Genomic DNA, 10,704 nt, shown 5'->3' with positions numbered 1-10,704 from the left:
TAATGAAAAAAATAATAATGTTATCGGCTGTATTTTTAGTCAGTTTTATTGTGTTTTGTATTATTAAATTACCGGCGGTTATAGCGCTTGATATAGCAAAACCTTACTTGCCTAAACAGTTAGAAATTGGCCAAACTGTTGGTACTGTGTGGGAAGGGCAAATGATGCAAGTACGCTTTGAGGGCGAGCAATTAAATAACGTGCGTTGGGATGTAGCAGGCTGGCAATTATTTACTGGTAAGTTAAACGCAAATATTAAATTTGGTAATGCGCGTGAACGTAGTGATATTTCTGGTTATGCCGACATAAGTTTTGGGTTATTTAATAACAAAGTAAAAGTTACAGATGGTTTAGTTCGCTCAACGGTTGAGCGTGCGATGGGTAGAATACAGCTACCATTGCCAGTAACAGCTAAAGGTCGTGTAATATTAGATCTTGAAGAATATAGCTCGGGTGCACCTTATTGCGAATCGTTAAAGGGTGAAATAGCGAGCCCAAATATTGATGTACAAGGGTTAAATGGCTGGTTCAATATAGGCCCTCTTGGAGGCAAGTTAAGCTGTAAGTCGGGTGATGTAGCTATATTAATTGACCCAGATAATACGTTAGGCCTTGAAGCAGATGCTACACTTAAAGCTAATTTTGATTTTAGTGTCGCCGGTTATGTAAAACCAGATGCCAGCTTACCAAAAGATGTACATGATGCGGTTAAGTTTTTAGGCCGACCAGATAACCAAGGTCGCTACCCGCTCAATTTTTAATTGATTTAATATAAAGAGTTTTAATGCAAATACCCCAATTTACTGAGTTGCATGCAAAGCAGCTCAGCACGTTTTTAAACACTCAGCCTCAAGCTATGACCCTTGAGCAAAGTGAAGGTTACTTATTTGGCGTTATTTGTTCGCCCAGCCCACTTGATGTGCACGAGTGGCTTACACAAATACTACCAAACACAGCTAACGACCTAGACGAAGAGATGCTGTTTTTATTCATGGCGCTTTATCATAAAATTAGTGAGCAAGTGTTTGAAACTGGGTACAAGTTACCAGTAGAGTTTAACCTTGAGTTTTGTAAGCCGTGGAGTGAAGGTTTTTTAGTGGCGACGAAAGCGTATGCAGAGCCTCTTTTAAATGCTCCCGAGTTAGATGCCGAATTTAAACAAGCACTAGAAAGCGCACTTAGTACACTTAGCTTTTTTGCACTTGATCAGCAAGCCGTAACACAAATTGCAGCACAAAATAATATGACCTCAGACGCCCTGTGCCAATATCAGTATGAATCTATGGGTGATTTTGCATTAGGTTTTGCAGAGCTGATTGAAGTTGTTGCTATTAATAGTGGTTTAATTACAGATGATAGTTGGGACGAGTAATTTGCTTTGCCTTTTAGGCGCTTAATCTAAGCGCCTAGTTCTAAAACAATATCAGTGCAGCCTTGCTTGCACTTTACTAAGCCTTTACCCGATTCGCTGGTGGCTAGATCAAGCGTTAAAACTCCATTACATTTTTCACACTTAAGCGTTTTACCTTGGGCTAATTGCTTGAGCATATTGCGTTGCTTATAAAACGAGTCGCTGGCTTTTTTATTTAGGTTAGAAAAATCCATTACTTAGCTCGCTTTTGCTCTAAAGCTTCAGAGACTATTTTACACACCGTGTTTAAGCGCTCATCGTAAAAATACAAGTTAAGATCGCGCTCACGACAGTAACGTAAATGAAAAAGCTGTACTGAATCATCAGTCGTAAATGTTTTTTCTATGTACTCTTGCTCAGATTCAGAAAGCTTTAACTGAGTGGCTATTCTATTTTTAGCCATGTTTGCAGCAGGGCTTCTGTTTACTTTGCTGGCATCACTTAAAAAGCCAATGCCTTCTCCTAATAACTTTTCACGGGGTTCTTTTATTAAAGGATGGTCAATAGTGAAAAAGGCAAGGATCAGCACTACCAATATAATAAATTTTTTCATGGATACGTAAACCTTGATCTAAATAGGGTTAAATTACCATGCAGTGTAATAAACTGCATTTTAAAAGCAAGTAACTGAGATGAATAAATTATTAGCAATCTAAGTCAGTAATTTTAGCCAATATTGTTATAATAGCTAACAGCAGTCAGATATTTCTGAAATATCTGAAACTATTCAAGAGGCTATTTATTCACCTAAATATGCCAAGCATGTAACGTGCACGCTTTAGTTGTAGAGTACTTGAGTATTGCTGAATTTTTATTTCCAAGCGGCGTTGAGGAACTTCGATGGACAAGCAAATTAAAGTAAAAAATATACCTGCAGAGGTAAAAATCCAAAAGCCGGATTTAAGCCGAGATGATGACAGGTTTAATCCCCGAAATCGTATTTATGTGCGTGCTGTAAAAGGCCTTCATCAGTTACTCAGGCAACGCATTGGTTTTTTAGGCATGCTCGCTTTTATGGCATTACCCTGGATCAATTTTAACGGGCAACAAGCTGTATTGTTTGATTTGATAGGCCAAAAATATAATATTTTTGGTTTAACGCTTTGGCCTCAAGATTTTACTATTCTTGCATTTATATTTATGTTGGCAGCGTTTGCGCTATTTTTGGTTACCACTTTTTATGGCCGAGTGTGGTGTGGTTATACTTGCCCACAAACCGTATGGACCTTTATTTTTATCTGGTTTGAAGAAAAATTTGAAGGAACTGCAAATCAGCGTAAAAAGCTCGATCAACGGCCAATGGATTTTGATAAGTTTTGGCGAAAAACAGCCAAGCATTCCAGCTGGGTCTTGTTCTCTTTGTATACCGCTATTTCCTTTGTAGGCTACTTTACACCCATTAGAGAACTGCTCCCTGATTTTGTCACCTTTAGCGTCGGTGGTTATGCATTAATAAGTATTATCTTCTTTGCTGCATGTACTTATGCCAACGCTGGCTGGATGCGTGAAATTATGTGTTTACATATTTGTCCGTATTCACGCTTTCAATCAGCTATGTTTGATAAAGATACTTACACCGTAACGTACGATGAGCAAAGAGGCGAAAGCCGTGGTCCACGTTCGCGTAAAGTTGCTCATGAAGACCTAGAAATGGGCGACTGCATAGACTGTAATTTATGTGTACAAGTATGCCCAACAGGTATAGATATTCGTAATGGCCTACAAGCTGAATGTATTAACTGTGGTGCGTGTATTGATGCTTGTGATGGTGTGATGGACAAAATGGACTATCCGCGTGGGCTTATTTCATATACGACAGAGCGAAACCTAGAAACACCTGAAAATAAAACGAATCCACTTCGAGCTAAAATCATAGGTTATACGGTCATACTTGTTGTACTTACGGGGGCGCTTGTCGCTAATATAGCACTGCGTAAAACCATGGACTTTGATATTATCCGTGATAGAAACCAGTTATACCGTGTCGACTTTGATGGTTTGGTAGAAAACACCTACACGTTAAAAGTGATTAATAAAGCGCAATACGAGCAAACCTTTAACATTAAGGTCCAAGGACTTGATAACTTTAAATACATAGGTAAGCAAACATTTACTGTGCAAGCTGGTCAGTCTCACAATGTACCACTTTCGCTTGTAATGGACCCTTATGATTTAAAAGCACCAATGACCGAGTTCAACTTTGTGCTTTCGCCAGTCAGTGAACCTGACGAAACGATATCGCAGCCAAGTAACTTTTTTAAAGCACGGTAATATCGGCTTACCCAAGGGGTAGGAAGTTATAGCAATTAACAAAAGCGGGTGAATAACCCGCTTTTATTTTATATAAGAAGAGTATGAGTAAATTTAGCTTTATTGACCTAACACCCGACCTAATACTCGATGCTATAGAAACGGTAGGCATTTATGCTGAGTCGGGTTTATTAGCACTGAACAGTTACGAAAACAGAGTTTATCAATTTAAGGCTGAAGATGGCCTGCGCTACGTAGTAAAGTTTTATCGCCCAGAACGCTGGAGCAAAGAGCAAATTCAAGAAGAACATGATTTTGCATTTGAACTAGCAGAGGCTGAAGTGCCAGTCGTTGCACCGGTTAAATATAATGGGCAAAGCTTGTTTGAGCACCAAGGCTATTTGTTTGTGTTATTTCCAAGCGTAGGCGGTCGCTTATTTGAAGTGGATAATTTAGATCAGCTTGACGTAATGGGGCGATTAATTGGCCGTATGCATCAAGTTGCTAAAACCAAACCATTTGCGCACAGACCAACACTTACCTGTGAAGAATACTTACATACAGCCAAAGTTCATCTTCAAAAAAGTAACTTGGTGCCAATGGGAATAAGTACTGCTTTTTATACTATTTTAGATTTAGTAATAGAGCAGGCACAAACGCAGTATAAAGATACACACAGTATTCGCTTACATGGAGATTGCCATGCAGGTAACATATTGTGGGCAGGTGATGCGCTAATGTTTGTTGATTTAGACGATAGCCGTCAAGGTCCTGCTATTCAAGATTTATGGATGATGCTCAGTGGCGATAGGGCTACGCAACTGTTACAGTTAGACACCCTTGTAAATGCGTATGAAGAGTTTTGTGATTTTGACCACACTCAACTCAAATTGATTGAACCGCTGCGAGCGATGCGTATTATTCACTACATGGGATGGGTAGCTAAACGATGGAGCGATCCTGCTTTTGTACGGAACTTTTCGTGGTTTGCAGATGACAAATACTGGGAGCAACAAATTTTAGCGCTAAAAGAGCAACTTGCAGCACTGCAAGAAGCACCGCTTAAGTTATTGCCATAATATTTTATTTAAAGATAAGTACAACGAGATACCAATGCTTAAAAAATTGAAACTGAGTTTATTACTTTTATGTTTACCATTTGCAGCACTTGCTGCACAGTTTGAAGCCGACAACCAATATACAGTGATTGATGTAGACAAAAGCGCAGAGCCACAGGTAACTGAGTTTTTTTCTTACTATTGCCCGCACTGTTTTAAATTTGAGCCAGTTGCTAAAGCAATCGAAAAAAACCTACCTGAAGGTACTGAGTTCATTAAAAACCATGTGAACTTTTTGGGCGGCGTTTCGCCACAAGCACAAAGCAATTTGAGCTATGCCTACTTAATTGGCAAAAAACATGGGCAGGCGCAAAGCATTAGCGATCAAATATTCAAAAGCATTCATGTACAACGTGCTCCTTTAACGCAAATGAAAGACGTTAAAAAGTTACTTGAAGTTAACGGTATTGATAGCGCGACATTCGATCAAGACATTGCAAGTATGCCAATTATTGCCGCTGAACGTGCAATGCAAGACAAACAAAATAAATACTCGAAAATTGGCGCACTTACAGGCGTGCCTACTTTTATAGTTAACGATAAATATAAAATAAATATTAACACCATCAATAATCAGCAAGAACTTGACGAGTTAGTTGCTTTTTTACTAACACTTTAATCTCGGAGAATAATAATAATGATCAAATTAGTTAAAGCAGGTTTACTTGCAGTATTACTGCCAATGGCAGCAACTAGTTTTGCAGCAACGTATGAAGAAGGCGTGCATTACGACGTGGTATCTGAGCGTGCGACTAAAAAGCCGGAGATTAAAGAGTTTTTCTCATTTTACTGCCCTGCATGTAATAACATGGAAGCATTAATTGGTGAGTTTAAACCTAAGCTTGATAAAAATGTTAAGTTTAAAAAGAGCCATGTGGATTTTGTAGGTGTTCGCGATCCAGAAAACCAACAAATGATGAGCCAAGCGCTAGCGACAGCTGAAGTGCTTCCACAAAAAGATAAAATTGTTTCTGCAATTTTTAATCACATTCATACCAAGCGCGCTAAGTTTAATGAGCTTGCTGATGTAAAAGATATATTTGTAGCACAAGGTGTAGATGGCGATAAGTTTGATAAGCTTTTCAAAAGCTTCTCGGTACGTACGCTAAGCTCTAAAATGAAACGCGATCAAGACTACTTTAAAGAAAAAGGCGCACTACGTGGCGTACCTACATTTATTGTAAATGGTAAGTACAAATTAAACCTTGGCCGAGAGTCGGGTATTACTGAGCCAGAAGACATTGGTAAACTGATTAATTATTTAGCTAGCAAATAAATTTAGCTAAAACTAAAAAAGCTCCTCAGGGAGCTTTTTTGCTTTATAAGGATGTAGCAATGGAAAAAATATTAGTATCGAGTTGTTTGCTAGGGCAGCCTGTTCGTTATGATGGAAAAGGACAAACATTACAGCATCCACAATTACGGTTATGGCAAAGTAATAAGAAAATAATATCCTTTTGTCCTGAAGTTGTTGGTGGGCTATCTACTCCTAGAGCTCCTGCTGAAATAATACAGGGGAGAGTAATTACTAATTCAGGAGAGGATGTAACAGAGCAATTTCAAACTGGGGCTAATATAGCGCTAGAAGTTTGTAAAAAAAATAAAGTTCGTTTTGCTCTACTTAAAGAATCGAGCCCTTCTTGCGGACGAAATACAATATATGATGGAAAGCATCGCGGAGTAAAAATCGAAGGTCTAGGTTTAACTGCAGCATTATTAATGAATAATGGGATTCAAGTGTTTAGTGAAGAACAAATACCAGCACTTATAAAAGTACTGGCACTTTAATTTTGGTTGGTTATTTACGCTGTAAGAAAACACCTGACTCAATGTGATGCGTATAAGGGAACTGATCAAATATCGCAAAGCGCTTAACATTATGCGTACGAGTTAAGTGATCAAGATCACGCTCAAGGGTTTCTGGATTACACGATATATAAATTATGTTTTCGTAATTAGCCACTAAGTCACACGTTAACTCATTCATGCCTGCGCGCGGTGGATCAACTAATATGGTTTGGCAGTCGTAGCTTTTTAAATCTATGCCCTCTAAACGAGAGAAAGTACGCTCACCATTCATTGCTTGAGTAAACTCTTCGCTCGACATACGTATAATATCGAGATTATCTACATTGTTTTTGGCAATGTTATACTGAGCAGAGTGAACAGACGATTTAGATATTTCAGTTGCTAGTACTTTATTAAAAGAACCCGCCAGTGCAATAGAAAAGTTACCGTTACCGCAATAAAGCTCTAATAAATCATTTTTAAGTGGTTTACATAAGTCTTGCGCCCATTCAAGCATATTAATATTTACTTTAGCATTTGGCTGAGTAAAGCTGTTTTCAACTTGTTGGTAAATAAGCTCTTGGCCGTTAACGGTTAAACGCTCAGTAACAAAGTCATCACCAAGTACTTCTTTTTGTTTGCGGGCACGGCCAATAAAATCAATTTTGTACTTGCTGCTTAGTTTTTCTTTAAGTGCTTTTATTTCAGTTAGCCACTGCTCATCTAGTGGTTTGTGATAAAGCAGGCTCACTAAAATTTCACCGCTTAGGGTTGATAGGTAATCTATTTGAAATAGCTTGCGGCGTAAAATCTCACATGGTTTAAGATTTTCAATCATCACCTGCATGATTTCACCAACAAGAGGGGCCGCAGGATCAAATGTATCTACGCGAATTTTTTCTTTTGTTTGTTGATCAAACATAATATGGAACAGATCGTCACCATCGTGCCATACTCTAAACTCTGCGCGTTGACGGTAGTTAGTTGGCTCTGAGCTAAATACTTCTAGCTGCTCCACACCAAAACGTCGAAATTGTGCACTTATACGCTGCTCTTTTTCACTTAACTGCGCTTGGTACTGTGTGGTATCTATTTTAATAACTGCCATTAACGCTACTACCTTATCTAAGATCTGTTTATCGGCGTTATTGTAGGGGGCGCTGTGTATTTGTCTAGTTTTGGTTAGAGTTAATGGTGTTTTTTTGCTCGCTTAACTTTAGTTTTATTTGCGCTGGCCGATATAGAGCTACGCACGCATAGGAGACAGTTTATGAAAATAGGTAACTATAACTTTACGCCAAACAGTAATGTCAATAAATTCAATACTAAGGCTGATATTCAGCAGCCTACAATTGAGTCTCCTCAAGATAGCTATCAACAACGAGGTAGAGAGCTTGCTGCAAAAGTACTCGGCGATAAAATGGCTGAGCAACTAGGCTTACCCGTTCAAGAAAAAAAAGCAGAGAAATCACTATTTGATTTTGATGAAATAGTAAAAAATGTACTCGACTTTGTGAGTGGCGCCGTTAATAAGGCAAAAGCAAATGGCGCTGACGATGACAAGCTTAAGAATATGCTTGGCGAAGCGCGCAAAGGAGTACAAATGGGTATTGATGATGCCGTTGAAGAACTTAAAGGCACTGGAATTTTTAATGACGACATGGAAGAAGGCATTAAAAAATCACAAGAGGGTATCTACGACGGTATAGATACATTAGAGGAGTCGTTATTTAACCCTCAACCTGCCAGTGTAAGTATAAGCCAAGGCCAATACGTCAGTATGAGTAGTGATGCTCAGTACAAGTTTACAACTGCCGAGGGTGATGAAGTAAGTATAAGCTTTGCTGATGCATACGAGTCCCAATCAGCAAGCGGTTATAGCAAAACCAACGATAGTGAATCATATGCAAGTTCTTCCTCGCAATCTCGCCAAGTGTCTTTTTCAATGTCGGTTAATGGTGAATTAAACGAACAAGAGCAAGATGCAATTAATGCGATGATGGAAGACTTACAAAACGTAAGCTCAACATTTTTTGGTGGCGATTTAGATAAAGCATTTGAACAAGCGCAAGAGTTAAGCTTAGGTAGTGAGCAGCTGGTGGCTTTTTCTATGGATTTACGTCAAACAAAAACAGTCGCAACAGTTAAGAGCTACGAAGAGTATAAGCCTGCTCCAGAAAAAGAGATCGCTGATACATTAGCTCCTTTTAACGATGATCTAAAAAATGCTTTTGAAAAAGCAGGTGAGTTAGGCTTACAAAACCAACTTGCTGGGATCTTACAATGGTTAAACCAAGATCAACAAGAAATCGATAAGCTAGTTGATTACACAAAATCGATGTTTGAAAATTTAAATCAGTTAAATACAGCGGCAGATGATCTCGCTGATTTAGAAACTCAGCAAAGTTAAACTACTTTCTTTTATAAATACCTCATGGCAAACTGCCGTTCTTAACGTTTAGTGGGAACAGTTGTTTGTCAGCGCATATAATGGTTTTTGATTCAGGTATTGGTGGCACCACTGTGCTTGAACATATAAAACAAAGCATTCCTGATGCTCAGTACAGTTATTTTATGGATAATGCACTACTTCCCTACGGAGCGCAGTCCCAACAAACAATCATTAATCGTTTATGTTCATTAATCCATTTTATTAATAGTAATAAATTGAACGTTGATTTAATTGTTATAGCGTGTAATACGGCTTCAACGTCGGCACTGAGTGCTGTTCGTAAAATAACTTCTATTCCTATTGTGGGTGTAGTACCTGCAATAAAGCCTGCAGCAGAGCTTACTCGTACTAATCACATAGCGCTATTGGCAACACCTGCTACAGTCACAAGTCCATATACAAAAACTTTAATTACTGAACACGCACGTAATGTAACGGTTAACTTATATAGTAGCGTTAAGTTGGTTGCTTTAGCTGAGCAGTATTTTTACACACAAACCTTAGACATGCTCAAACTCCATCAAGAGCTTGATAGCCTAAAAGTAGATAAAAATACTGACGTGCTTGTATTAGGCTGTACGCATTTCCCTATATTAGCCAATCCTATTAGGGAGTACTTCAAGGGAGATGTACAGTTGTTAGATTCAGGTCAAGCTATAGCAAATAGAGTTCACTTTTTATTGGCTCAATCAAACCTTCTAGCAAATAAACCTTCAGACATAAAAAAGCCGCTGCATTACTATGCAACGGCTGATATTAATAGTGATAAACTAGCGATAAAACTAGTTACACTGATTGATCCGTCTCAGTGCGAAGAGCACTAGAATCATCTTCTTGTTTTTGTTTTGCTTCGCGTACTTTTAAAGTACGTTGCTGAAACTCACTGTCGTTAAGCTTAGCAATTGCATTATCTGCATCTGCCTGCGCCATTTCAACAAAACCAAAGCCACGACGCTTGCCTGTATTTTTATCCTTTAATAGGCGTACGTTAAACACTTTACCTTGTTCTTCAAACAAAGCACGAACCACACCTTCGTTTGCACGATAAGGTAGGTTGCCAACATAAAGTGTTTTTGTTTTAACTTCGGTTTCTTCAACACCTTCAGATGACATTGCTGCAATAGCAATCGCACCTATTAATAAACCAGCACCAAATAGTAGTGCAGGGCTTAAAGCTAAGCTGCCTAAAGCAAACTCAACAATAACAAAACCAACTACAGCAAGAATAACAGAGAAGATAAAAGATTTTTGATCGGGTAATTTCATTTTAGATCTACCAATAAACAGGAAATAAACATTAATTTAACATTGTGAACTTGCTATCTTAACGTCTTAATTGAACATAGCAATGATATTTGTATTAAATAATAAAGAAGAGTGTAAAAAAGCATCAGCTTATGGCTGTTTTGATGAGGTTTCACCGTGTTTTGCTGTATTTTTGTTCGAACAGTAAAAAGATCTAAAAAAAGGGTTGATCTGTTTTCGGATCTCCCTATAATGCGACCCCACTGAGACGGGAAACGCCAACGCATAGCAAGGCAGCAGCGGCTCAGAGAGTTAAATAAAACTTCGGTTTTTAATCTTCTAAAAAGAAAGTTTAAAACAAAGTGTTGACTCAAAAAATAAAGGGTGTATTATTCGCATCCCTTGAGACGCTAAAGCGACTCAAAACGTTCTTTAACAAT

Annotated in this window: 13 protein-coding genes; 9 read left to right on the top strand and 4 right to left on the bottom strand. The window is 38.4% G+C overall.

What is annotated here, in order from left to right; translation table 11 throughout:
• Window positions 1–2: 2 nt before the first annotated feature.
• Both CWC11_RS13465 and CWC11_RS13460 read left to right on the top strand, forming a co-directional pair.
• Complete coding sequence (locus tag CWC11_RS13465; RefSeq protein WP_138683099.1) at window positions 3–761, top strand: type II secretion system protein N; 759 nt, start codon at window positions 3–5, stop codon at window positions 759–761.
• Between the two features lie 23 nt (window positions 762–784).
• Entirely contained in the window at window positions 785–1,372 is a 588-nt protein-coding gene (locus tag CWC11_RS13460; protein ID WP_138683098.1) for a UPF0149 family protein, read from the top strand.
• 26 nt (window positions 1,373–1,398) lie between these two features.
• Here CWC11_RS13460 and CWC11_RS13455 read toward each other — a convergent pair whose 3' ends face one another.
• Together CWC11_RS13455 and CWC11_RS13450 are read right to left on the bottom strand one after the other, a co-directional pair.
• Complete coding sequence (locus CWC11_RS13455) at window positions 1,399–1,605, bottom strand: hypothetical protein (RefSeq protein WP_058548222.1); 207 nt, start codon at window positions 1,603–1,605, stop codon at window positions 1,399–1,401.
• Window positions 1,605–1,964, bottom strand: coding sequence for a hypothetical protein (locus CWC11_RS13450; protein WP_138683097.1), 360 nt, complete (start codon window positions 1,962–1,964; stop codon window positions 1,605–1,607). Before CWC11_RS13450 ends, CWC11_RS13455 begins: the two co-directional genes overlap by 1 nt.
• A 287-nt stretch (window positions 1,965–2,251) precedes the next feature.
• Here CWC11_RS13450 and ccoG point away from each other — a divergent pair, with 287 nt between their 5' ends.
• The 5 genes from ccoG (at window position 2,252) to CWC11_RS13425 (ending at window position 6,567) form a co-directional block, all read left to right on the top strand.
• Window positions 2,252–3,682 carry a cytochrome c oxidase accessory protein CcoG gene (ccoG, locus tag CWC11_RS13445; RefSeq protein ID WP_138683096.1) on the top strand — a complete coding sequence of 477 codons (1,431 nt, stop codon included), beginning with the start codon at window positions 2,252–2,254 and terminating at the stop codon, window positions 3,680–3,682.
• 83 nt (window positions 3,683–3,765) lie between these two features.
• The gene (locus tag CWC11_RS13440; protein WP_138683095.1) at window positions 3,766–4,740 is read left to right on the top strand and encodes a serine/threonine protein kinase; all 975 of its coding nucleotides are present in this window, start codon (window positions 3,766–3,768) and stop codon (window positions 4,738–4,740) included.
• 34 nt (window positions 4,741–4,774) lie between these two features.
• Window positions 4,775–5,398, top strand: coding sequence for a thiol:disulfide interchange protein DsbA/DsbL (locus tag CWC11_RS13435; RefSeq protein ID WP_058548218.1), 624 nt, complete (start codon window positions 4,775–4,777; stop codon window positions 5,396–5,398).
• Between the two features lie 18 nt (window positions 5,399–5,416).
• Window positions 5,417–6,055, top strand: a complete 639-nt coding sequence (locus tag CWC11_RS13430; protein WP_076926100.1) for a thiol:disulfide interchange protein DsbA/DsbL — start codon at window positions 5,417–5,419, stop codon at window positions 6,053–6,055.
• Between the two features lie 59 nt (window positions 6,056–6,114).
• The gene (locus tag CWC11_RS13425) at window positions 6,115–6,567 is read left to right on the top strand and encodes a 2-thiouracil desulfurase family protein (RefSeq protein WP_138683094.1); all 453 of its coding nucleotides are present in this window, start codon (window positions 6,115–6,117) and stop codon (window positions 6,565–6,567) included.
• Between the two features lie 10 nt (window positions 6,568–6,577).
• Here the strand turns inward: CWC11_RS13425 and trmA are convergent, their stop codons facing one another.
• Entirely contained in the window at window positions 6,578–7,675 is a 1,098-nt protein-coding gene (trmA, locus tag CWC11_RS13420; protein ID WP_138683093.1) for a tRNA (uridine(54)-C5)-methyltransferase TrmA, read from the bottom strand.
• Window positions 7,676–7,837: 162 nt separating this feature from the next.
• Between trmA and CWC11_RS13415 the strand changes: the two genes are divergently transcribed.
• Window positions 7,838–8,977, top strand: coding sequence for a DUF5610 domain-containing protein (locus CWC11_RS13415; protein WP_138683092.1), 1,140 nt, complete (start codon window positions 7,838–7,840; stop codon window positions 8,975–8,977).
• Window positions 8,978–9,042: 65 nt separating this feature from the next.
• Complete coding sequence (gene murI / locus CWC11_RS13410; RefSeq protein WP_138683091.1) at window positions 9,043–9,843, top strand: glutamate racemase; 801 nt, start codon at window positions 9,043–9,045, stop codon at window positions 9,841–9,843.
• Here murI and CWC11_RS13405 read toward each other — a convergent pair.
• Window positions 9,806–10,285, bottom strand: coding sequence for an RNA recognition motif domain-containing protein (locus CWC11_RS13405; RefSeq protein ID WP_058548212.1), 480 nt, complete (start codon window positions 10,283–10,285; stop codon window positions 9,806–9,808). The genes murI and CWC11_RS13405 overlap by 38 nt on opposite strands.
• Between the last annotated feature and the right edge of the window lie 419 nt (window positions 10,286–10,704).

Origin of the sequence: Pseudoalteromonas sp. S3178 (assembly GCF_005886985.1) — a bacterium.
In the GTDB taxonomy this organism is placed as follows: Bacteria; Pseudomonadota; Gammaproteobacteria; order Enterobacterales; family Alteromonadaceae; genus Pseudoalteromonas; species Pseudoalteromonas carrageenovora.
The sequence above is the reverse complement of the archived record's forward strand: the minus strand, read 5'-3'. Positions and strand labels throughout refer to the sequence as shown.